The organism is Streptomyces sp. NPDC042002, from assembly GCF_055588305.1.
Map to the genome: position 1 here is coordinate 93,237 of NZ_JBVJCT010000020.1, position 25,400 is coordinate 118,636.

At 73.2% G+C, this 25,400-nt stretch carries 7 protein-coding genes and 1 pseudogene; all 8 read left to right on the plus strand.

Translation table 11 applies throughout. From position 1 onward, the window contains the following. Positions 1-55: 55 nt before the first annotated feature. The 8 genes and pseudogenes from ACZ6KY_RS26680 (at position 56) to ACZ6KY_RS26715 (ending at position 25,304) form a co-directional block, all read left to right on the plus strand. Complete coding sequence (locus ACZ6KY_RS26680) at positions 56-3,157, plus strand: type I polyketide synthase (protein WP_469312817.1); 3,102 nt, start codon at positions 56-58, stop codon at positions 3,155-3,157. A gap of 59 nt (positions 3,158-3,216) precedes the next feature. Further along, a pseudogene (locus tag ACZ6KY_RS26685) lies at positions 3,217-8,784 on the plus strand (type I polyketide synthase); the annotation flags it as partial. Between the two features lie 9 nt (positions 8,785-8,793). Then, a complete protein-coding gene (locus tag ACZ6KY_RS26690) occupies positions 8,794-15,351 on the plus strand; it encodes a type I polyketide synthase (protein ID WP_469312818.1) in 6,558 nt (2,185 codons plus the stop codon). A gap of 9 nt (positions 15,352-15,360) precedes the next feature. After that, positions 15,361-18,504, plus strand: coding sequence for a type I polyketide synthase (locus tag ACZ6KY_RS26695; RefSeq protein ID WP_469312819.1), 3,144 nt, complete (start codon positions 15,361-15,363; stop codon positions 18,502-18,504). Between the two features lie 233 nt (positions 18,505-18,737). Beyond that, on the plus strand, positions 18,738-21,956 hold the full coding sequence (locus tag ACZ6KY_RS26700; RefSeq protein WP_469312820.1) for a non-ribosomal peptide synthetase: 3,219 nt from the start codon (positions 18,738-18,740) through the stop codon (positions 21,954-21,956). A gap of 120 nt (positions 21,957-22,076) precedes the next feature. Continuing rightward, positions 22,077-23,432 (plus strand): crotonyl-CoA carboxylase/reductase, encoded by a 1,356-nt coding sequence (ccrA, locus tag ACZ6KY_RS26705; RefSeq protein ID WP_469312821.1) that lies wholly within the window; start codon positions 22,077-22,079, stop codon positions 23,430-23,432. A 1-nt stretch (position 23,433) separates the two neighbouring features. Beyond that, entirely contained in the window at positions 23,434-24,423 is a 990-nt protein-coding gene (locus ACZ6KY_RS26710) for a 3-oxoacyl-ACP synthase III family protein (protein ID WP_469312822.1), read from the plus strand. Further along, positions 24,420-25,304 (plus strand): 3-hydroxybutyryl-CoA dehydrogenase, encoded by an 885-nt coding sequence (locus ACZ6KY_RS26715; RefSeq protein WP_469312823.1) that lies wholly within the window; start codon positions 24,420-24,422, stop codon positions 25,302-25,304. Before ACZ6KY_RS26710 ends, ACZ6KY_RS26715 begins: the two co-directional genes overlap by 4 nt. The last annotated feature ends 96 nt before the right edge of the window (positions 25,305-25,400 follow it).

Sequence of the window (25,400 nt, forward strand, 5' to 3'; positions counted from 1 at the left end):
GCGCCGTACCGCCGCGCGTGCCCGCCCGACACCGAAGGAACCGGAAGGAACACTCATGAGTGGCGCAGCCACCGGTATTGCCGTGATCGGGATGTCGTGCCGCTTCCCCGGTGTGCACGGCGTGGCCGAGTTCTGGGACCTGCTGCGCGAGGGGCGGTCGACCATCGGCACGTTCCCCGACGAGCGGGCCGCCGACGCACGGTCCGCCTACCGGTCCCACCCGGACGCCGCCACCTTGGACTCCGGCTCGTTCCTCGAGGCCGTCGACGGCTTCGACGCCGCCTTCTTCGGCATCGGGCCCCAGGAAGCCGCCGCCATGGATCCCGTGCAGCGGCTGGGCCTGGAACTCGCCTGGGAGGCCGTCGAGGACGCCCGCCTGCCGGCCGCCGCCCTGGCCGGCCGCGAGGTCGACGTCGTCGTCGGCTCCGGGCCCTCCGGCTACGAGCTGCTGCGCAAGCTGTCCGGCAGCGACCGGGACGACCGCTACAGCGCGCTCGGCTCCAGCGGCGCGCTGATCGCCAACCGGATCTCGCACCTGTTCGACGTGCGCGGCATGAGCCTGGCCGCGGACTCGGGCCAGTCCTCCTCCCTGGTGTCGCTGGCGCTGACCTGCGAGCGGATCGCCGGCGGCGCGGTGGACACGGCGATCGCCGGCGGCGTGCACCTGATCGTCGACCCCGAGACCGGAGCGGGCCTGGCGAACCTGGGCGCGCTCTCGCCCGACGGCCGCTGCTACCCCTTCGACGCGCGGGCCAACGGCTTCACCCGCGGCGAAGGCGGCGCGTTCGTCGTCCTGAAACGGCTCGACCTCGCCGTCGCCGACGGCGACCCCATCCACGCGGTGGTGCGCGGCTGGGGCGTGAACAGCGGCGGCGCCTCCTCCCGCATGCCGGACCCCAGCCCCACCGGGCAGGCCTCGGCCGTGCTGTCCGCCGTGCGCCGCGCGGGCGTCGCGTTCGAGGACGTCGACTACCTCGAGGCCCACGGCACCGGCACCCGGCTCGGCGACCCGGCCGAACTGTCGGGCCTGCGGGAGGTGTTCCGCACAAGCGGCCGCGCCCGCCGGCTCACCGTCGGCTCGGTGAAGGCCAACGTCGGCCACCTGGAGCCGGCCGCGGGCATCGTCGGCTTCGTGAAGGCCGCGCTGTGCGTGGAGCGCGCCCACCTGGTGCCCACCCCGAACTTCACCACCCCCAACCCCGCCGTCCCCGGCTTCCACGACGACTTCGAGGTGCTGCGCGCCGCGCGGCCCTGGCCGGACGAAGGCGGCCGGCCGCGCCGGGCCGGGGTGTCCTCGATCGGGATGGGCGGCACCAACGCCCACGTCATCCTCGAACAGCCCCCCGCACCGCGGGCCGAACCCCCCGCCGCCGGCAAGAACGCGCCTGCGGCGATCGTCACCCGGACGGTGCCCTGGGTGCTGTCGGCCCGCTCGGAGCAGGCCCTGCGGCAGCAGGCAGCGCGGCTGCACGACCTGGTGAGCGGCGACCCGGCGCTGCCGGCCGCCGGGATCGGGCACTCCCTGATCGCGACGCGGTCGCTCTTCGAGCACCGCGCCGTCGTCCTGGCCGACGACCGCGAGGAGGCTCTGGCCGGCCTGGAGACGGTGGCGGCCGGCAGCGCCGGGCCCCGGACCGTGCGCGGCACCGCCGGCCCGTCCGCGGGCCCGGTCGTCTTCGTCTTCCCCGGCCAGGGCTCGCAGTGGCTGGGCATGGGCAAGCAGCTGTACGCCGAGTCCGAGGTGTTCGCCCGCTCCATCGACGCCTGCGCGAAGGCGCTGGAGCCGTGGCTCGACTGGTCGCTGCTGGACCTGGTCACCGAGGCGGAGTCGGCGCCGTCACTGGAGCGCGGGGACGCCGTCGTCCAGCCCGCGCTCTTCGCGATGATGGTCTCCCTGGCCGCACTGTGGCGCTCCCTGGGAGTGGCCCCCGACGTGGTGGTGGGGCACTCCCAGGGAGAGATCGCCGCCGCCTGCGCGGCCGGCGCGCTCTCCCTCAAGGACGCGGCACGCATCGTCGCCCTGCGCAGCCGGGCGCTGACCGCGCTGGCCGGCCTGGGCGGCCTGCACGCGGTCGCCGCACCCCTGGCCCGGGTCGAGGAGTGGCTGGAGCGCTGGCCCGGGCGGCTGTCCGTGGCCGCCGTCAACGGACCGGCCTCCGTGGTGATCGCCGGAGACCTCCAGGCCCTGGAGGAGTTCACCGGCCGGGCCACCGAGGACGGCGTGCGGGTCCGCCCCATCAAGGTCAAGTACGCCTCCCACTCCCACCACGTCGAACGCATCCGCGACCAGGTCCTCGAGGCCGCCGCCGGCATCACCCCGCAGGAGACGCCGGTGGAGTTCCACTCCACCGTCACCGCAGCCCCCCTCGACACCCGCGGGCTCGACGCCTCCTACTGGTACGACAACCTGCGCTCGACCGTCCGCTTCGGCGAGGTCGTCGAGAACCTGATGCGCGAACGCGGCGGCGTGTACGTGGAGATCAGCCCGCACCCCGTGCTCCAGGTGGCGATGGAGGAGGCCGCCGACGCGCTGGCCGCCCCGCCCCCGGTGGTGGGCACCATCAGCAGGCACGACGGGAGCGCGGCCAAGGTGCTGGCGTCGCTGGCCGAACTGCACGTGCGCGGCGTGCCGGTGGACTGGACGGCGGTCTTCCCCCCCGGCCGGCCGCACCGGATCGGCCTGCCGTCCTACCCCTTCCAGCGCCGGCGCCACTGGCTGACCGCGCCCGACGACACGGACGTTCCCGCCGCACCGGCGGACGGCCACGGGGCGCGCACCGGCCCGGACTCGCCGGCGGCGGCCCGCACCCTCGTGTGCGCCCAGACGGCCCGCCTCCTCGCCGCCAAGGGTGTGGAGGTGACGCCCGCCGCTCTCGAGGCACGGGCGACGCAGACCTTCAAGGCCCTGGGCTTCGACTCCTCGATGGCGGTGGAGCTGCGCAACCGGCTCAACACGGCGGCCGCGGTGCGGCTCCCGGCCACCGTCGCGTTCAGCCATCCCACCCCGCAAGCGCTCGCCGACCACCTCTTCTCCCTCCTGGAGCCGCCGGCCCCCGCCGCGGCGGAGCCGGTGGCCGCGCAGCCGGCGCAGGAACCGGATCCCGACGGCCGCAGCGACGACGATCTCTACGCCCTGATCGACCGCGGATACCTGTAGCCGCACCCGTTCTTCCAATCAACCGTTGAGGGAGGCCCCTGGTGGAGGAAGTCGACAAGCTCCGCTCCTACTTGCGACGTGCCGTCGGTGACGCGCAGGAACTGCGCGAGCGGGTGCGCGAGCTGGAGGAGTCCGCCCGCGAGCCCATCGCCGTGGTGGGCGTGGGGTGTCGCTTCCCGGGCGGGGTGACATCCCCCGAAGAGCTGTGGGCACTCGTGTCCGGCGAAGTGGACGCCATGGGCGACTTCCCCCAGGACCGCGGCTGGGACCTGGAGGCCCTCTACGACCCCGACCCCGAGGCGCACGGGCGGACCTACACCCGCACCGGCGGCTTCCTGCCCCGGCTCGCCGACTTCGACGCGGAGTTCTTCGGCATCAGCCCGCGCGAGGCGCTGGCCATGGACCCGCAGCAGCGGCTGATGCTGGAGACCTCCTGGGAGGCCCTGGAACGGGCCGGCATCGACCCGGCGGCGCTGCGGGGTTCGGCGACCGGCGTGTTCACCGGCCTGTACGGCGTCGACTACGGCCCCAGGATCGGCGGCGGCGCGTCCGGCGAGGTGGAGGGCTTCCAGATCACCGGCACCTACCTCAGCGTGGCCTCGGGCCGCGTGGCCTACGTACTGGGCCTTCAGGGCCCGGCGGTGTCGACCGACACCGCCTGCTCCGCCTCGCTCGTCGCCGTCCACCAGGCCGTACGGTCCCTGCGCTCGGGGGAGTGCACCCTGGCGCTGGCCGGCGGGGTCTCGACCCTGCCGACCCCGGGGATGTTCGTGGAACTCGCCCGGCAGCGCGGCCTGTCGGCGGACGGCCGCTGCAAGGCCTTCGCCGACGCGGCCGACGGCACCGGCTTCTCCGAGGGCGCGGGCGTCCTGGTCCTGGAGCGGCTCTCCGACGCGCGCCGCAACAAACGCCGGATCTGGGCGGTGATCCGCGGCTCGGCGATCAACCAGGACGGCGCCTCCAACGGCCTGACCGCCCCCAACACCCTGGCCCAGCGGCGCGTCATCCGGGCGGCCCTGGCCGATGCCGGGCTGTCGTCCCGCGACGTGGACGCGGTGGAGGCGCACGGCACCGGCACCCGGCTCGGCGACCCCATGGAGGCGGAGGCCCTGCTGGCCACCTACGGCCAGGACCGCGACACCCGGCAGCCCCTGTGGCTGGGGTCGTTGAAGTCGAACATCGGCCACACCCAGGCGGCCGCCGGGGTCGGCGGCACCATCAAGATGATCATGGCGATGCGGCACGGACTGCTGCCCCCGACCCTGCACGTCGACCGCCCCTCGACCCACGTCGACTGGTCGACGGGCGCGGTGGAACTGCTGACCGAGGCCCGGGACTGGACCACACCGGAGGACCGGCCCCGGCGCGCGGGCGTGTCGTCCTTCGGCATCAGCGGCACCAACGCCCACCTGATCCTCGAACAGGCCCCCACCGAAACCGAGTCGGGCCGGGGCCCGGCCGGTGACGCCGCCAAGCCCGCCACCGGCGCGCCGCGTGCGCTGCCGTGGGTGCTGTCGGCGCGGTCGGAGCAGGCGCTGCGCGCACAGGCGGCGCGGCTTTGCGAGAGCGTGGCCGCGAACGCCGGCGCTTCGGCCGCGGGAGTGGGACAGGCGCTGGTGACGACCCGGTCGCTGTTCGACCACCGCCAGGTCGTGATCGGAGCCGGCCGCGAGGAACTCCTCGCCCGCCTCGCCGCCGTCGCCGCGGGGGAGGAGCCCGCCTCCGACGGCGCGGTCCGCGGAGCCGCCGGGCCGGTCGGCAAGACGGTCTTCGTCTTCCCCGGCCAGGGCGCCCAGTGGATCGCGATGGGCCGCGAACTCATGGAGACCTCCCCGGTCTTCGCCGACGAACTGCGCGCCTGCGCCAAGGCGTTGGAGCCGTGGGTGTCCTGGTCACTGATCGACACCGTGTGCGGCGGCCCGGACGCGGCGGACCTGGAGGACATCGACGTCGTCCAGCCGGTGCTCTTCGCGGTGATGGTGGCACTCGCGCAGGTGTGGCGCTCGCTGGGGGTGAGCCCGGACGTGGTCATCGGCCACTCCCAGGGCGAGATCGCCGCCGCCTACGTCGCCGGCGCGCTGACCCTGCACGACGCCGCCAAGATCGTCGCCCTGCGCTCCCGCCTCCTGGCCACCGTCACCGGCCAGGGCAGCATGGCAGGCATCCTGCTGCCCGAGGACCGCGTGCGCCAGCTCCTTGCCGGCCAGGAGTCCCGCATCGGCATCGCCGCCGTGAACGGACCCAGCTCCACGACGGTCTCCGGCGAGAGCGAGGCGGTCGAGAAACTGGTCGCGGCCTGCCAGGCCGAGGGCGCCCGCGCCCGGCTGATCAAGTCCAGCGTCCCCGGCCACTCACCGCTCATGGACCGCTTCGACGGCCGGCTCCAGCAGGAACTCGGCCCCATCACCCCCCAGCCCACACCGGTGACGATCTACTCCACCGTCACCGGCGACCTGATCGACCCCCTCCGGCTCGACGCCGGCTACTGGTACCGCAACCTGCGCCGGCCCGTGCAGTTCGCCGCCGCCATGGGCCGCCTGGTCGAGCAGGAACCCAACAGCGCCGTCATCGAACTCAGCCCGCACCCGCTGCTCGTGATGACCATCCAGGAGATGATCGACGCCACCCCCGGCGCCACCGCCTTCGTGGTGGGCTCGCTGCGCCGCGACGAGGGCGGCCTCGCCCGGCTCTACCGGTCGGCCGCCGAAGCCTTCGTCCGCGGCCTCGCCATCTCGTGGCAGAGAGCCTTCGACGGCACGGACGGCCCGGGGCCCGAGCTGCCCACGTACGCCTTCCAGCGCCGGCGCTACTGGCTGAACACCCCTGCCGAGACCACCGCCGCGAGCACCTGCGACCACCCGCTGCTCGACGCCGTGATCGATCTGCCCGACGACGGCGGCCGCGGGGGAGTGGCGGGCGGCGGACGTCTGTCGCTGGAGCGCCACCCCTGGCTCGCCGACCACCTCGTCCACGGCGCCGTCCTGGTGCCCTGGGCGGCGCTGGCGGAACTGGCCGCCTGGGCGGCGCACCGGACGGGCCACGACACCGTCGACGAACTCACCCTCCACACCCCGCTCGTGCTCTCGCGCACCGCCGAACGCGAGATCCGCGTCGTCGTCGACCCCGCGGGCGCCATCGGCGTGCACTCGCGCGCCGACGGCGAGAACACCTGGACGCGCAACGCCACCGGGACCGCCGGATCCGGCACCGCACCGGCCCCCGCCCAGGACGCCCTCACCGCCTGGCCGCCCCCGGGCGCGACCGCCGTCCCCTTCGACGACGCCTGCACCAGGCTCGCCGCCCTCGGCATCGGCCCCGGCCCCCTGCTGCGCGGCACCCGCGCGGTGTGGCACACGGGCGACACCCTGTTCGCCGAGGTCGAACTGCCCGCGTCCGACGGCCCCGAGCAGGGCCGCTACCGCATCCACCCAGCGCTGCTGACCGCCGCGCTGCTCCCGGCCGGCCTGGGCCCCTTCACCGGCACCTCCCGGCCCGAGGCCCGGCTGCCCCACCACTGCACCGGACTGCGCCTCGACGCCGCCCGGCCCGCCGCCCTGCGCGTACGGCTCGCCCCGGCGGGACCGGACACGCTGTCGGTGACCCTCGCGGACGGCCACGGGACCCCGCTCGGCTCCGTCGCCTCGCTGAGCCTGCGCCCGGTGGACGCCGAGGAACTGACCGCGCTGAGCTTCGACCACCAGGACGCGCTGTTCCAGGTGGACTGGGCCCCCCTCGCCGTTGCCTCCGGACAGCCGGCAAGCCCGTACGCGGTGCTGGGAGCAGCCCCCGGCGCGCGCGAAGCGGACGGGCCGGCCTTCGCCGGACCCGCCGAACTCGCCGCGTCCGGCGCGGAGATACCCCCCCTCGTCATCGCCCGCCTCGACGAGCAGGGCGACGGCGACGACAGGAGCGACACCCCCGCCCGGGCCGAACAGCGCCTGCACCGGGTGCTGCGCTGGACAAAGGACTGGCTCGCCGACGAACGGTTCTCCGCCTCCCGCCTGGCCCTCGTGACACGGGACGCCGTCCACGACGACCACACCGCCCACCCCGACCCCGCCGCGGCCGCAGTCTGGGGCTTCGTCCGCACCGCGCAGACCGAGAACCCGCAGCGCTTCACGCTCGTGGACACCGACGGCCGGCCCGAGTCCATCGCCCTGGTCGCGGCGGCCGCCGCGACCGGCGAGGCCCAGCTCAAGATCCGGGCCGGCCACGCGAGCACCCCCTACCTGGCCCACGCGGCCCCCGCACCACGCGACGCGGCACCGCGGACGGCTCCGCTCGGCTCCGGCACGGTGCTGATCACCGGCGGCACCAGCGGCCTCGGCGCGATCCTGGCCCGGCACCTGGTCGAGCGGCACGGGGTGCGCCGGCTGCTGCTGACCAGCAGGCGCGGCCCGGCGGCCCCCGCGGCGACAGCCCTGCGCGAGGAACTGACCGCGGCCGGCGCCCACGTCCAGGTCGCGGCCTGCGACGTCACCAGCCGCGACGCCGTCGCCGAACTGATCGCCGCCGTGCCGTGCGAGCACCCGCTGACAGCGGTGATCCACTGCGCGGGCGTCCTGGACGACGGCGTCGTCCAGGCCCTGACCGAGAACCGCCTCGACACGGTCCTCGCCCCGAAGACACGCGGCGCCTGGCACCTGCACGAACTCACCGAGCACCTGGACCTGTCCGCCTTCGTGCTCTTCTCCTCCATCGCCGGCGTGCTCGGCACACCCGGACAGGCCAACTACGCGGCGGCCAACGCCTTCCTCGACGGCCTTGCCGCGGCCCGCCGCGGCCGCGGACTGCCCGCGAGCTCCCTGTGCTGGGGCTTTTGGGCTGAACGCAGCGACATGAGCGCCGGCATCAGCGAAGCCGACGTCCAGCGCCTGCGGCGCCGCGGCGTACGGCCGCTGTCCTCGCAGGAAGGACTCGCGCTCTTCGACGCGACCCTCAGCCTCGAAGAACCCGTGCTCGTGCCGGCACTGCTGAACCTGCAGACCGCGGGCACCGCACAGGACGGACGGACGGCCTCCCCGCTGCTGCGTACCCTCGCCCGGACCTCCGCCGGCCCCGGTGGATCCACGGGCCCGCAGACCACCGCCGTGCCGCTCGAAGAGCAACTGAGGTCGCTGCCGGCGGACGAGGCGCAGACGCTCCTGCTGGACGCCGTACGGACACAGACCGCGCTCGTCCTGGGGCACGCCGACACCGGACGGGTCGCACCCGCGGTGACGTTCAAAACCTTCGGCATCGACTCGCTGACCGCGCTGGAACTGCGGAACAAGCTCGCGGCGGTGACCGGCCTGAAACTGCCCGCCACCCTCGTGTTCGACCACCCGACCCCCACCGCCGTCGCCCGGTTCCTGGGCACGCGCATCACCCCGGACCCCGGCGCCGCACAACAGTCCCCGGCCGATCACCTGGTGAGCGAGATCGAGCGACTGGGCGCCCGGCTCGAGGACGCGTTCCGCACGCTCGCGGGGCAGGACCGGGCCACGATTTCCACTCTGCTCGGCGAGCTGCAGGGCCGGGTGCGTTCGATGGCGGGCGACGACGGGTCACCGGTCGCCATCGCCGACCAGATCGGTGCGGCCTCGGCGGGAGAACTCCTCGCGCTGCTGGACAAGGAACTCGGCTAGGGGAAAGCGATGACACACGACAACAACGCCGAGGTTCTCGACTACCTCAAGCGCACATCGATCGAGCTGATCGAGACACGCAAGCGCCTTCAGGAACTCGGCGACGCCGCCACCGAACCCGTCGCCGTCGTCGGCGTCGCCTGCCGCTACCCGGGCGCGGTGGCCTCCCCCGAAGACCTGTGGGACCTGGTACGCCAGGGCGCGGACGCCGTGGACGACTTCCCCGACGACCGCAACTGGGACCTGGACACCCTCTACGACCCCGACCCCGGCCACCCCGGCACCTGCTACACCCGCAAGGGCGGATTCCTCTACGACGCCGGCGACTTCGACGCCGACTTCTTCGGCATCAACCCGCGCGAGGCGCTGTCCGCCGACCCCCAGCAGCGCCTGCTGCTGGAGACGTCCTGGGAGAGCGTGGAGCGGGCCGGCATCGACCCCGAGTCCCTGCGCGGCAGCGACACCGGTGTGTTCGCCGGACTCGCCTACTTCGGCTACGGCAACCACTTCACCACCCCCGAGTCCATCGCGGGCTACGCGCAGATCGGCTCCCTGCTCAGCGTGGCCTCCGGCCGGGTCGCCTACGCACTGGGCCTTCAGGGCCCGGCCATCTCCACCGACACCGCCTGCTCCTCCTCGCTGGTGGCGGTGCACCAGGCGGTGCAGTCACTGCGCCAGGGCGAATGCACACTGGCCCTGGCCGGCGGGGTCACCGTCATGGGAATGCCGCAGGTGTTCCGCGAGATGTCCAAACAGCGGGGCCTGGCGGTGGACGGCCGCTGCAAGGCCTTCGCGGACGCGGCGGACGGCACCGGCTTCGCCGAGGGCGTCGGCATGCTCGTCCTGGAGCGGCTCTCCGACGCGCGCCGCAACAAACGCCGGATCTGGGCGGTGATCCGCGGCTCGGCGATCAACCAGGACGGCGCCTCCAACGGCCTGACCGCGCCCAGCGGCCCGGCCCAGCAGCGCGTGATCCGCGCCGCGCTGGCCAACGCCCGCCTGAAGAGCGGCGACATCGACGCGGTCGAGGCCCACGGCACCGGCACCACACTCGGCGACCCCATCGAGGCGGGCGCCCTGCTGGCCACCTACGGCCAGGACCGCGACACCCGGCAGCCCCTGTGGCTGGGGTCGTTGAAGTCGAACATCGGCCACACCCAGGCGGCCGCCGGGGTCGGCGGCATCATCAAGATGATCATGGCGATGCGGCACGGCACACTGCCCCCGACCCTGCACGTCGACCGCCCCTCGACCCACGTCGACTGGTCGGCGGGCGCGGTGGAGCTGCTGACCGAGGCCCGGGACTGGACCACACCGGAGGACCGGCCCCGGCGCGCGGGCGTCTCCGCCTTCGGAGTCAGCGGCACCAACGCGCACGTGATCCTGGAGCAGGCGCCGCCCGAGGACGACGAGGACGACGAGGACCGTCTGCCCTACTGCCAGGGCGCCTTGGTGCCCTGGGCGCTGTCCGCGCGCTCGGAACAGGCACTGCGCGCACAGGCCCGCAGCCTGCACGACTTCGCCGCCGCCCGCCCGGACCTGGACCTCCTCGACGCCGGCTGGTCGCTGGTGTCCGGCCGCGCCGCCTTCGAGCACCGGGCGGTGGTCCTCGGCCACGACCGGGACGAACTGCTGGGCGCACTCGACGCACTGAGCCAGGGCAAGGACTCCGCCGCCCTCGTAGGCGGCACGGCCGACGGCGAAGCCGGCGGCCCCGTCTACCTGTTCCCCGGCCAGGGCTCCCCCTGGGCAGGCGTGGGGCGCCAGTTGTACGACACCTATCCCGTCTTCGCGCAGAGCCTCGACGAGATCTGCGCCCGCTTCGACACCCACCTGCCCCACCCGCTCAAGCCCGTCCTGCTCGCCGACGAACCCGCCGGCCGCGACCGCACGGACATCGCCCAGCCCGCCCTGTTCACTCTCCAGGTCAGCCTCTACCGCCTCCTCACCCAGTACGCCCCCGCACCCGCCCGGCTCATCGGCCACTCCGTCGGCGAGATCGCCGCCGCCCACGTCTCCGGCGTCCTCGACCTGGACACCGCGACCCGGCTCGTCGCCGCCCGCGGACGCACCATGCAGAGCGTCACCGAACCCGGCGCCATGCTCGCCGTCCGCACCTCCCACACCCACGTGAGCACCCTGCTGGGCGCCTACGACCGCGTCGGCGTCGCCGCCGTCAACGGCCCCGAGTCCGTCGTCGTCTCCGGCCTGCGCGAACAGGTCCACGCCCTGCGCGACCACCTCGCCGCCGACGGGGTCTCGGCCAAGCTCCTCCCGGTCGACCACGCCTTCCACTCCCCGCTCATGGACCCGATCCTCGACGCGTTCGCGGCGGCCCTCGGCGACCTGCCCGCGGGCGAGATGGCGATCCCCGTCGTCTCCACCCGGCTGGGCCGCGAGGCCACGCTCCAGGAGCTGACGTCCGCCCGCCACTGGGTCGACCACGTCCGCGACCCCGTCCGCTTCTGGGACGCGGTGCAAAGCGCCCGCGCCGCCGGCGCGGGCGTCTTCGTGGAGGTGGGGCCAGGGGCGACACTCACGAGCATCACCAAGGAGGCCCTCGCCGCCGAGGGCATCGACGACACGCTGGCCGTCTCGGCCTCGCGCCGCGACCGCACCGCCTCCCAGGCGCTGCTCGGCGCACTGGCCCACCTGCACGTGAGCGGCGCCCCGGTGGACTTCGCCGCCCTGTTCGGCCCGCGCCGAAGCGTGGACCTGCCCACGTACGCCTTCCAGCGCCGGCACTACTGGATGGACTTCCTCGCCGGGACCCGGACCGCCGATGTCACCTCCGCCGGCCTCCTGGCCCCCGAACACCCCCTGCTCGGCGCCGTGGTCGACCACCCCGGCACCGACGAGCACGTCTTCACCGGCCTGTGGTCCCTGCGCACCCACGGCTGGCTGGGCGACCACGCCGTGTTCGGCGCCGTCGTCGTCCCCGCGACGGCCCATCTGGACCTGGCCCTGTCGGCCGGCCACCACGTGGGCTGCGGCAGGGTCGAGGAACTCACCCTGGCCGTCCCCCTGATCCTGCCCGAGAGCGGCGACGTGCGGATACGCGTCGTCGTCGGCGCCGCCGACGACACCGGACGCCGCACCCTGGACGTGTACGCGCACAGCGGCGACGACATCCCCGACCAGGGCACCTGGACCCGCCACGCGAGCGGCAACCTGGCACCGGGCACCCCACCGGCTCCCGCCCCCGTGCTCACCGTCTGGCCGCCGGCCGGAGCCGAGCGGCTCGACATCAGCAGCCTCTACGACACGTTCGCCGACGCCGGATTCGACTACGGCCCGCTCTTCCGAGGACTGCGCGAGGTCTGGCGGAACGGCGAGGACCTCTTCGCGCTGGCCACCCTCCCCGACACCACCGAACCCACCGCCGCCGGTGCCTTCGCCCTGCACCCGGCCCTCCTCGACACCGTCCTGCACGCCTCCATCGCCGCAGGCGTCATCGAGGTGAGCGGCGAGCAGGGCCGCATGCCCTTCGCCTGGTCCGGCGTGGACCTGAGCGGCCCCTGCCCGCCGACCGTCAGGGTCCGCCTCACCCCGGCCGGCGAGGACGCCGTGTCGCTGACGATCGCCGACGAGCACGGCCGCCCGATCGCCTCCGTCGCCACCCTCGCCTTCCGCCCGGCCGGCGCCGAACAGGTCCACGCCGCACGCGGCCGGCAGCGGCAGCCGCTGTACGAGGTGCGGTGGCGCCCGCTCAAGGAGACCCGGCGGGAGACCCGCCAAGGGCCCTTCGCCGTCCTCGGCACCCCCGGCGGCCTGGCCGCCCGCCTCACCGCCGCGAGCGACGGCCACGCCGTGTGCCACACGTCGATGGACGAGGTCCTCGCGGGGGAGACACCTCGCCATATCGCCCTGGCCCTGGACGACTTCGCCGCCGACGGCGCCGGCCTGCTCGACACGATCGCCGACGCCGGCAAACGGGTACTGGAGCAGATCCAGCGCTTCCTCGCCGAAGAAGCCCTCGCCGCCTCCACCCTGGTGGTCCTCACCCGCCTGGCCGTCGACACCGGCCGGGGCGAGAGCGTCGAGAGCCTTTCCGGCGCGTCCGTGTGGGGCCTGATCCGCTCCGCCGGGACCGAACACCCCGGCAGGTTCAAGCTGATCGACCTCGACGACACGGACACCTCCTTCGCCCGCCTGCCGGAGGTGATCGCCCTGGACGAGGGCCAACTGGCCCTGCGTGACGGCACGTCGCTTGTCCCGCGGCTGGCAGAAGCCCAGCCGGCCGAGCACCGCATCGAGACACCGCCGGCTGGCGCCCACCGCCTCGGCATCCCCGTCAAGGGCACCCTCCAGAACCTGACCTGGGTCCCCTGCCCCGAGGTGGAAGCACCCCTGACCCCGGGTCAGGTCCGTATCGCCGTGCAGGCCGCCGGCCTCAACTTCCGCGACATCACCATCGCGCTGGGCCTGGTGGAGCGCACCGCCATCGACGCCGGACTCGGCAGCGAGGGCGCCGGCATCGTCCTCGACGTCGCCGACGACGTCACCGAGTTCACGCCCGGCGACCGGGTCACCGGCATCTTCAGCGGCGCCTTCGGCCGCACCGCCGTCGCCGACCACCGCATGCTCGTCCCCGTCCCCGACGGCTGGAGCCACGCCCAGGCAGCGTCCGTGCCGTGCACCTTCCTCACCGCCCACCACGGCCTCTTCGAGGTGGCGAACCTCAAGAAGGGCCAGCGCGTCCTCATCCACGCCGCGGCGGGCGGCGTCGGCATGGCCGCCGTCCAACTGGCCCGCCACGCAGGCGCCGAGATCTACGCCACCGCCAGCCCCGCCAAGTGGCCCGCCCTCAAGGCCCTCGGAATCGACGAGGCGCACCTGGCGTCCTCCCGCGACCTTCAGTTCGCCGAGAAGTTCCGCCGCACCTCCGGCGGCCGCGGCGTCGACATCGTCCTCAACTCCCTCACGCACACCTTCGTCGACGCCTCACTGACCCTGCTCCCGCACGGCGGGCACTTCGTCGAGATGGGCAAGACCGACATCCGCGACCCGCAGCAGATCGCGGCCGGCCACCCCGGAGTCGACTACCAGCCCTTCGACCTCTACGAGGCGGGCCCCGACGTCCTCCAGGAGACGTTCCGCGCCGTCATGGACCTGTTCGCCGACGGCCGGGTACAACTGCCCCCGCTCTCCCTGCGCGACATCCGCGACGCGCGCGCGGTGTTCCGCGAGATGAGCCAGGGCCGCCACATCGGCAAACTGGTCCTGGACGTGGGCGAGGGCCTCGGCGGCGGCACCGTCCTGGTCACCGGCGGCACCGGAGGAGCGGGCTCGCTCCTGGCCCGCCACCTCGTCACCGAACACGGCGTCCGCAGCCTGCTGCTGGCCAGCCGCAGCGGCCCCGCAGCCGACGGCGTCGCCGACCTGGTCGCCGAACTCGAAGGCGCCGGAGCGGCCGTCCAGGTCGCAGCCGTGGACGTCGGGGACCGGGCCGCCGTGGCGGACCTGCTCACGACCCTGCCCGGCCGCCACCCGCTGACCGCCGTCGTGCACGCGGCGGGCGTCCTCGCGGACGGCACCGTCGAATCGCTGACCGCGCAGAGCCTCGACCACGTCCTCGCCGCCAAGGCCGGCGGCGCGATCAACCTCCACGAACTCACCCGCGAACACCACCTGTCGGCGTTCATCACGTTCTCCGCCCTCGCCGGCACCCTCGGCAACGCGGGACAGGCCAACTACGCCGCCGCCAACGCCTTCCTGGACGCCCTCGCCACCCACCGCGCCGCCTCCGGCCTGCCCGGCACCTCACTGGCCTGGGGCTGGTGGGAGCAGAGCAGCGGCATGACCGGCGAACTCGACGCCGCCGACCTCTCCCGGCTGCGCCGCACCGGCATCACCGCCATGCCCACCTCCGAGGCCCTGGCCCTGTTCGACGCGGCCCGCGCCGACGGCAAGCCGGCCCTCGTCCCAGCCCACCTTGACCTGTCCGTACTGCGTGAGAGGGACGCCGGCGAGGTGCCGCAACTGCTGCGCGACCTCGTCGAGGGCGGCCGCCCGCGCCGCACCAGGGCGAGCACCGCCGACGACAGCGGCCCGGCCCAGTGGAGCGCCCGGCTGGCCGGAATGCCGGCCGCCAAGGCCCGCGCGACCGTCCTGGAATGGGTCCGCGAACAGGTCGCCGTCGTCTTCGGACACCCCTCCGGCGCGAGCGTCGACGTCGACGAGGCGTTCACCCGGCTCGGATCCGACTCGCTGATCGCCGTCGAACTCTGCAACCGCCTGAACGCCTCCACCGGTCTTCGACTGCCGTCCACCATCGTCTTCAGTTACCCGACACCACGCGAACTGAGCGACCACATCAGCGACCTGCTGCGACCCGAAGCCGACACCGAACCGGCCCGGCCGGACGACGACGCGGCGATCCGCGAAGTGCTGCGCACCCTCTCCATCGACAACCTGCGCAGCGCGGGCGTCCTCGAACTGGTCCTGGCCTGCGCCGCCACCCCCGCGACGGCCGCCACCCCGGCGGCCGACGAGACGGCCGGCGCGGAGGAACTGTCGGACCTGGACCTCGAAGCACTGGTCGACCTGGCCCTGGAAGAGAATTAGGAGAGTGGCATGACCGATTCCGCGGAACGCACGGCGGACGGCGCGGACCGGGTCCAGCGGGCGCTCCGTACGCTCCTGGAGGAACGCGACCGGCTCCGGCAGGAGAACGACGCCCTCAAGACCGGCCGCGGCGAACCCATCGCCGTGGTGGCCATGGCATGCCGCTACCCGGGAGGCGTGACGAGTCCCGAGGAACTGTGGGACGTGGTCCGCGAGGGCCGCGACGTCATCGGCGACTTCCCCGCCGACCGCGGATGGCGCGACGTGTACGACCCGGACCGCGACGCCACCGGCCACGCCTACACCAACCAGGGCGGCTTCCTGGACGACGTCGCCGGCTGGGACGCCGACTTCTTCGGCACCAGCCCGCGCGAGGCACTGGCCATCGACCCGCACCACCGCCTGCTGCTGGAGACCTCCTGGGAGGCCTTCGAACGCGCCGGCATCGTCCCCGCCGACGTCCGCGGCCGCGAGGTCGGCGTCTTCTCCGGGGTCAGCTCCTCCGAGTACGGCTGGCGCTTCCTGGAAGGCGGCCAGAAGGACCTGGAGGGCTACCTGCTGTACGGCAGCGCCCTGAGCGTCGCCTCCGGCCGGGTGGCCTACGAACTCGGCCTGACGGGACCCGCGGTGTCGGTGGACACGGCGTGCTCCTCGTCGCTGGTGGCCCTCCACATGGCGGTGCAGTCCCTGCGCTCGGGCGAATGCTCCCTGGCACTGGCCGGCGGGGCACTGGTGATGGCGACACCCGCGATGTTCGTGGAGTTCTCCCGGCAGGCCGCCCTCTCGCCCGACGGCCGCTGCAAGGCCTTCGCGGACGGCGCCGACGGCACCGGCTGGGCCGAGGGCGTGGGCGTGCTGCTCCTGGAGCGGCTGTCCGACGCCCGCCGCAACAACCACCCGGTACTGGCCGTCGTGCGCGGCAGCGCGGTCAACCAGGACGGCGCCAGCAACGGCCTGACCGCCCCCAACGGCCGCGCCCAGGAGAAGGTGATGCGCAAGGCCCTGGCGAACGCCGGCGTCACCCCCGCCGAGGTCGACCTCGTCGAGGCCCACGGCACCGGAACCGTCCTCGGGGACCCCATCGAGGCCGGCGCGCTGCTGGCCACCTACGGCCAGAACCGGGACAAGGACCGGCCGCTGTGGCTGGGATCCCTGAAGTCGAACCTCGGACATGCCCAGGCCGCCGCCGGGGTCGGCGGGGTCATCAAGACCGTGATGGCCCTGCGCCACGCCCACCTGCCCAAGACCCTGCACGTCACCGAGCCCTCGCACCACGTGGACTGGTCCGCCGGCGCGGTGGAGATCCTCGCCGAGGGACGCGAGTGGACCAAGGGGAGCGGCCTGCGGCGGGCCGGAGTGTCCTCCTTCGGCGTCAGCGGCACCAACGCGCACATCGTCCTGGAAGAGGCCCCGCCCCAGGAACAGCAGGAACAGGAGCACCAGGACGGCGGGCGCGGCGCGACGGCGGGCGTCGTCGGCGGCCTGATCCCGTGGACGGTGTCGGGCAAGACCGCCAAAGCCCTACGCCAACAGGCGGCCAGACTGCGCGACTTCACCGCCGCCGACACCGGCCTGGACCTCGCCGGCGCCGGCTGGTCGCTGCTCTCCAACCGCTCACGGTTCGAGCACCGCGCGGTGGTGCTCGGCCGCACCAAGGACGAACTCCTCGACGCCCTCACGGCGTTGAGCCAGGGCACGGAGTCCGCCGCGGTGGTCGGCGGCACGGCGGGCGACCTCGGCGGCGTCGCCTTCATGTTCCCCGGCCAGGGCTCCCAGTGGGTCGGCATGGGCCGCGAACTGTACGCCGCCTTCCCGGTCTTCGCGCAGAGCCTCGACGCGTGCGCGGCCGCCCTGGCCGAGTGGACCGACTGGTCGCTGCTCGACGTCATCCAAGGAGCCGAGGGCGCGCCGGGCCTGGACCGGGTGGACGTGGTGCAGCCCGCGCTGTTCTCGGTGATGGTGTCCATGGCCGCCCTGTGGCGGTCCTGGGGCGCCCGGCCGTCCGCTGTGGTGGGCCACAGCCAGGGCGAGATCGCCGCCGCCCACGTGTGCGGCGCACTGTCCCTGCGGGACGCCACCAAGATCGTGGCGCTGCGCAGCAAGGCCCTGGTGGAACTGATCGGACACGGCGGGATGGCGTTCGTCGCCGAGTCCGAAACGGTGGTGCAGCAGCACCTGGCACCCTGGAGCGACCGGATCGGTGTCGCCGTGGTCAACGGACCCCGCGCGGTCGTCGTGTCCGGAGAACCCGACGCGCTCGACGAATTCATCGAGAAGATGAAGGCCGACGGCTGCCAGGCCCAGCGCATCAAGGTCGATTACGCCTCGCATTCACATCAGGTGACCCGGGTACGGGACGAGGTGATCCGCAGCCTGTCCGACGTGAGCCCGAAATCGTCGGAACTGCCTTTCTATTCGACCCTGTACGGCGAAATCATCGACACCGCACGGCTGGACGCCGACTATTGGTACGACAACCTGCGCGAGAAGGTCCGCTTCGAATCCTCGGTACGGCAGATGGCCGCGGACGGTTCCCGGGTGTTCGTCGAGATGAGCCCGCACCCCGTACTGACCGTCCCCGTGCAGGAGATGGTCGAGGACCTGGACGACGCGCTGGTGCTGTCGTCCTCGCGGCGCGGCCGCGGCGAGGTGGAGGCTGTCCTCGGCTCGCTGGCCGCGCTCCACGTCCGGGGCGGAAGCGTCGACTGGTCCGCCCTGTTCACCACCCGTCGGCAGGTCGATCTGCCGACCTACGCCTTCCAGCGCCGACGGTACTGGCTCAGCTCCGCACCCACCGCCGCCGTGACCGCACAAGCATCCCCCACGGAACCTCAGCAGGCGGCCGACGACCAGCAAGTTCCGCTGCCGCAGCTGCTTGTGGCGCTCGTCCCCGACGACGCCCAGGCCCTCGTCCTCGACCATGTCCTCGAACGGGTCGCCGTCGTCCTCGGCCACCCCTCCACCGAATCCGTCGACCCCGACGGCGAGTTCACGAAGATCGGCTTCGACTCGATGCTGTCGGCGGACCTGAGTAAACGCCTGACCGCCTCCACCGGCCTGAAGCTGCGCCCGAACGTGGTGCTGCGCCACCCCTCCCCACGGCTGATCGCCCGGCACATCGTCTCCTCGCTGGCCAAGCCCGGCGCACGCTGACCGGTCAGGCGATCCGACCGAGTTACGGGCGCGGTCGCGCCCTCACGGAAATGCGCCACCCGGGGAATGTCCCGCCGGCCCCATGTCCCGCCGGCGGGACACCGCAAGCCCTCACAAGGCTTGTCCCGCCCCCGTACCAAGTTGTCTTGACCTGCTGATTCACCTTCCGTGAAGGTGGGGTGATCTGCGAATTCCCTTGATTCCCGGACCTGTTTGCTGAGGGGTTGATCCGTGTGCGTGCATTCGCTGCTTCGTCCGCGCATAAAGGACTGTGGCTCGCGGAGGAAATGTCTGCCGACACACTGAACCATGCGCTGACCATGTGGGATGTGGACGGTGAACTGGACGCGGCCGTCATGGAGTCCGCGTTCCTGCACGTGCTGGACGAGGCCGAGGTCCTGCGCGTCACCTTCGCCGACGCCGGCGACGGACTGCGCCTCGCGCCGCGCGAGCTGGGGGACTGGCGGCCCTTCCTCCTCGACCTGTCCACCGAGGCCGACCCCGAGCAGGCGGCACGCGACGCGCTGGCCGACCTGATCCGCAAGCCGTTCGACCTCGGCCACGACCTGCTGTTCCGGATGGGCGTCATCACCCTCACGCCGGCCCGCTCCCTCGTCGTGATCGCCTACCACCACCTCATATCGGACGGGTTCGGCACCGGCGGCCTGCTCTCCAGGCGCCTCGCCGAGGTCTACACGGCACTGGCACACGGCGAGCAGGTCCCCGCCCTGCCGCACCCGTGGGACGCCGCCTCCTTCGCGACCGAGGCGGCCGACTACCTCGCCTCACAGCAGTTCACCGACGACACCGCGTTCTGGCGCGACTACCTCGCCGACGCGCCCGCCCCCGCGCAGGTCCCGCACGTAGCCCTCTCCGACGCCGAGCGCGCCGCGCTGTCCGAACCGATGAGCGACGCCGACCGTTGGGGCGAACTGACCGAGCCCATCGGCATGGTCAGCCGCACCCTGACCGTCCCGCGCGCCGAGGCCGACGCCTGGACCGAGGCGGCGAAGTCCATGGGCGTGTGGATGTCCACGCTGCTGACCGCCTCCGCGGCCGTGTTCTTCCGCCACCGCTGCGACCGCCCCGAGTTCCTGCTCTCCCTCGCCGTCGGCAACCGGGTCGGCGTCGCGAGCCGCACCCCCGGCCTCGCCGTGAACGTCGTCCCCGTACGCGTGAAGATCCCACTGAACACGACCTTCACCGACCTCGCCGACGCGATCGTCGACGAGACGTACGAGATCTCCGGCCACACCGCCTGCCACTACTCCGACATCCAGCGCGCGAGCCAGACCGCCCTGAGCGAGCGCGGCAGCTTCGGCGCCGTCATGAACGTCGTCGAGTTCGTCGACCAGCTCCGCTTCGGCGACCACCCGGCCCGCTACCTCGGCGGAACCACCGGCTCCTTCGACGAACTGTCCATCGGCGTCTACAGCGACGGCAGCGCCGAGAGCGACCTCCACATCCGCCTCGACGCCCCCGCACGCCTCTACGACCGCGCGGAACTGCGGTTCATCGGCGAGGAGTTGATCGACCACATCCGCGCGGTGGTGGCCGACGGGGAGCAACCGGTCGGCGCGCTGGACGCACTCGCCGGCGCCGGACGGGAGCGGGTGCTGACCCGGCCGAACGACACCGGCACGCCTCTTCCCGGACTGACGGCCCCTCAACTGTTCGCCCGGCAGGTGGAGTCTGCCCCCGACGCCGTAGCCCTCCAGTTGGGCGACCTCACCCTCTCCTACCGGGAGCTGGACGAGCGCTCCAGCCGTCTGGCCGGCGCACTGCGCGGCTGCGGCGTCGGGCCCGACACGGTCGTGGCGGTGGCGCTGGAGAGGTCGGTGGACCTGGCCGTCGCCCTGCTGGCCGTCGTGAAGGCGGGCGGAGCCTACCTGCCCCTCGACCCGGCGCTGCCCGCCGCGCAGGCCAAACTCGTGACCGGCGACGCCGCCGCACACACCCTGCTCACCGACGCCGCGACCGCCCAGGCACTCTCGGCCGGCCTGGAGATCCCGGCCCTCGTACTCGCCGACCTCACCTCCACCACGGCCGAAGGCGCACCGGCCACCACCACCGCCACCCCGTTCCCGCACCCCGACAACCTCGCCGCCGTAAGCCCCACGTCGACGACCGGCGCCGCCACCGCGGCCGGCATCACCCACCGCAACCTGGAGCGGCTCGTCCTGGACCGCACCTGGCAGGGCGCCGCCCGCGGCACCGTGCTGTGGCACACCCCGGCCACCTCCGACACCCTCGCCCTCGAACTGTGGGCGCCCCTGCTGAGCGGCGGCCGCGTGGTCGTGGCTCCCCCCGGCGAACTCGACGCCGACACACTGACCCGGGCACACGCGGAGCACGGCATCACCGCCGTGTGGCTGCCCGCCGGCCGGTTCACGGCGATCGCCGCCCAGCACCCCGCCTCCCTGGCCGGACTGCGCGAGGTGTTCACCGGCGGCGACCGCGTCCCCGCGGCCGCGCTGCGCCGCATCCGCCAGGCCTGCCCCGAGACGACGATCGTCACCGGCCACGGCCCCACGGAAGCCGCCGGATTCGCCGCCACCGACCACCTGACCCCGGACGAGGCGGAACACCGCCCGGGCACCCTCGGCCGCCCCACCGACAACACCCGCCTCTACGTCCTGGGCCCGGGCCTCGCACCCGTCCCCGCAGGCGTCACCGGCGAGCTGTACGTGGCCGGCTCCGGCGTGGCGCGCGGATACCTCGGACGCCCCGGACCGACCGCGGAACGCTTCGTGCCCTGCCCCTTCGGCCCGCCCGGCACCCTGATGCACCGCACCGGCGAGAGGGTGCGCTGGGGCGCCGACGGCCGGATCGAGCATGTCGCCGACGCAGGCGCCCAGACCGACGTACGCGGCGTCAGCGTCGAGTTGGCCGAGGTCGAGGAGGTACTGGCCGAACACCCCCACCTCGCCCGATCGGTCGTCGCCGTCAAACCGGACGCGGCCGGGCAGCAACGCCTGGTGGCCTACGTCGTCCCGGTGAACGGCCGGGCCGTATCCGCCGACGAACTGCGCGGCTTCGCCGCGAAACGACTCCCGGAGTCCGTGGTCCCGACCCTGTTCACCGTGCTGGAGGCCCTGCCGGTGACGGCGGGCGGCAGGACCGACCGGGCAGCCCTGCCCGACCCCGCCACCGAGCCGGACACCTACCGCGCACCGCGCAACGACACCGAACGGATCCTCGCCAAGGCGTTCGCCGAGGTGCTCGAAATGGACCGGGTCGGCATCGACGAGGACTTCTTCGACCTCGGCGGCAACTCGCTGCGCGCGATCCGGCTGGTCGGCCTGATCCGGGCGGAGCTCAAGCAGGAGGTGTCCATCCGCCGCCTGTTCGCGGCGCGCACCATCACCGGCCTGTCGGACATGTGGAAGGACCTCGGCCAGTCCAGCAGGCCGAGCCTGCGCAGGCGGACGAAGGAGGGCGCGGTCCTCTGACGCCGGGGGTCCTTCGGCCCAGAGGGTCCTTCGACCCCAGAGGTCCTTTGATGCCGGGCCCGGCCCGGCCCGGCCAGGTCAGGTCAGCAGCGGTTCGGCACGGCAAAGGCGAAGGAAGCCATGGACTCTTTGACACAGGCCCTGCTGTCCGGGGCCGGCCCGGACGAACTCGGGCGGCACGAACTCCCCTCGACTTACGAGGCGGCGCACCTCCTGGCCGCGGACCTCGGCATGTTCGACGGCGTCGCGGACAACGACGTCCGCAAGTCGCTGCACGTCGGACAGGTCCCCATGCCGGACATCGCGCCGGACGAGGTGGTCGTCGCCGTCATGGCGAGCTCCATCAACTACAACACCGTATGGTCGGCGACGTTCGCGCCGGTGCCCACCTTCGAGTTCCTCAAGCGCGGCGCCCGCCAAGGGGGTTGGGCAGCCCGGCACGACCTGCCGTACCACCAGGTCGGCTCGGACGCCTCCGGTGTCGTCGTACGCGCCGGGGCCGGGGTGCGGCACTGGAAGGCCGGCGACCACGTCGTCGTGAGCTGTGTCCAGGTCGACGAGCAGGAACCGGCCACGCACGCCGACGCGATGCTCGGGCAGGGGCAGAAGATCTGGGGCTACGAGACCAACTTCGGCGGCCTCGCCCACTACGCGGTGGTCCGTGCCAGCCAGCTCCTGCCCAAGCCGGCACATCTGACCTGGGAGGAGTCGGCCGGGGTGCTGCTGACCGCGGCGACCTCCTACCGGATGCTGGTCGGCGACAACGGCGCCCGGATCAAGCAGGGCGACATCGTCCTCATCTGGGGCGCCACCGGCGGCCTCGGCGCGTTCGCGGTGCAGATGGTCAAGAACGCGGGCGGCATCCCCATCGGCGTGGTCGGCTCCGAGCACAAGGCCGAGGTGCTGCGCCGCCTGGGCTGCGACGTGGTCGTCAACCGCAACGACATCGGCATGGGCGGCGACGACGCGCTCACCCCCGAACGCACCATCGAGCTGGCCAAACGGCTCGGACGGGAGATCCGCCGGCAGGTCGGCGAGGACCCGCACGTCGTGTTCGACTACGTCGGCCGGGCGACGTTCGGGATCTCTGTCTTCGTCGTGCGCAAGGGCGGCACCGTCGTCACCTGCGGCTCCAGCACCGGCTACGACCACCACTTCGACAACCGCTACCTGTGGATGAACCTCAAGCGGATCATCGGCAGTCACGCCGCCAACCTCCAGGAACAGGCCGAGTGCAACCGGCTCTTCCGGCTCGGGCACCTCTCCCCGATCCTGTCCGAGGTCTTCCCGCTGGCAGAGGTGGGCGAGGCCGCACGGCTGGTCCAGCAGAACAAGCACATCGGCAAGGTCGGCGTGCTCTGCCTCGCCCCCGGGGAAGGGCTCGGCGTCACCGACCCCGCACTGCGCGAGAAGATCGGCACCCGGCGCCTCAACCCGCTGCGCCAGAGCGCACCCGACCGGGCCGAGGTGTCCTGACATGGGGATCGGCATACTCTCCACCGGCTCCTACCTGCCCAAGCACGAGGTCGGCAACGAGGAGGTCGCCGAACGCGTCGGCGTCACCGCGGAGTGGATCGAACGCAAGACGCAGATCAGATCCCGGCGCTACGCCGCCGACCACGAGGCGACCTCCGACCTGGCCATCAAGGCCGCCGAACGTGCCCTGGAGCAGGCAGGGCTCGGCCCCGGGCAGATCGACCACATCATCGTCTCGACCTCCACCGGGGACTTCCCGCAGCCGCCCACCTCCTACCTGGTGCAGCACGGCCTGGGGGCCTACGGCGCGGCCTGCTTCGACGTCAACGTCGTGTGCAGCGGCTTCGTCTACGCCCTGGCGCTGGCCCACAGCCTGGTGACCGTGAACCCGGCCGCTCGGATACTGGTGATCGGCGCGGACGTCTACTCCCGGATCCTGGACTTCACCGACCGCCGCACGGCGATCCTGTTCGCCGACGGCGCCGGAGCCGCGGTCGTCGGCGCGGCCCCCGACCCGTACGGGATCATCGCCACCGACCTGTCCAGCCGCGGCGACGCGCACCATCTGATCCGCGTCGAGGCGGGCGGCAGCCGCAAGCCGGCGTCGGCGGAGACCGTCGCTGAGGGCGGCCACTTCTTCAAGATGGACGGCCGCGGGGTACGGGACTTCGTCGCCGAGCACGTGCCGCCCGCGCTCCTCGCGCTGGCTCGCCGGGCCGGCGTCGACATCGGCGCCGTCGACCACTTCGTACCGCACCAGGCCAACGGCGTGATGCTCGGCGAGGTCGTCGAGCGCACCGGACTCGGCGCCGCGCACACCCACCGCACGCTGATCAGGTACGGCAACGTCGGCAGCGCCTCCGTGCCGGTCGCCCTGGACGAGGCCCACCGCACGGGCGCGCTGAAGCAGGGGGACCTGGTGCTGCTCGCCGGGTTCGGCGGCGGCATGTCGATCGGAGCGACACTTCTGAACTGGGGGACCCAGCAATGAACTTGTCCACACACCAGGCCGGCGCCGGCATCGAGCGGGTGGGCGTCGCCGGCAGCGGCATCATGGGCACTGGCATCGCCGAACTGTGCGCGAAGACCGGGCTGGACGTGAGGGTCGCGGTGTTCTCCGAGGCGTCGCTCGCGAGCGCGCCGCGGCGGCTGGCCGCATCACTGGAGCGGGGCGTGGCCAAGGGCAGACTGACCGCGCAGGAACGCGACGCGGCCCTGGGCCGGGTGTCCTTCACGCGTGACCTCGCCGACCTCGCGGACCGCCAGTTGGTGATCGAGGCGGTCAAGGAGGACGAGCAGCTCAAGCTGGAGCTGTTCGCCACCCTCGACAAGACCGTCGAGGACCCGGACGCGATCCTGGCGACCAACACCTCCTCCATCCCGGTCGTCCGGCTCGCCGCCGCGACCCGCCGCCCCGGCCAGGTCCTCGGCATCCACTTCTTCAACCCGGTGCCCGCACTGCCCCTCGTCGAGCTCGTCTCCTCGGTCCTGACCGACGAGACGGTCAGGACGCGCGCGCTGGTCTTCGTCCGTGACGTCCTGGGCAAGAAGCCGATCGCCTCCCCGGACCGGGCCGGCTTCCTCGTCAACGCCCTGCTCTTCCCCTACCTGCTGTCCGCGATCCGGATGGTCGAGTCGGGACTCGCGACGGCCGAGGTCGTCGACCAGGGCATGGAACAGGGCTGCGCGCACCCGATGGGCCCGCTGCGGCTCGCCGACCTCATCGGCCTGGACACCACCGTCTCCATCGCGCAGGCCATGTACGAGGAGTTCAAGGAGCCCCTGTACGCGCCGCCGCCGCTGCTGCTGCGCATGGTCGAGGGCGGCCTGCTGGGCAAGAAGTCCGGCCGCGGCTTTCACACCTACGCCTGAAGCCGCGGGGGGGGAGAAAGGGGGGGGGGGGGGGGGGGGGGGGGAGGTTACCTTTTTTTTGGGGGAGTGCTAGCAGGAGGGGAGGATGGGGGGCGG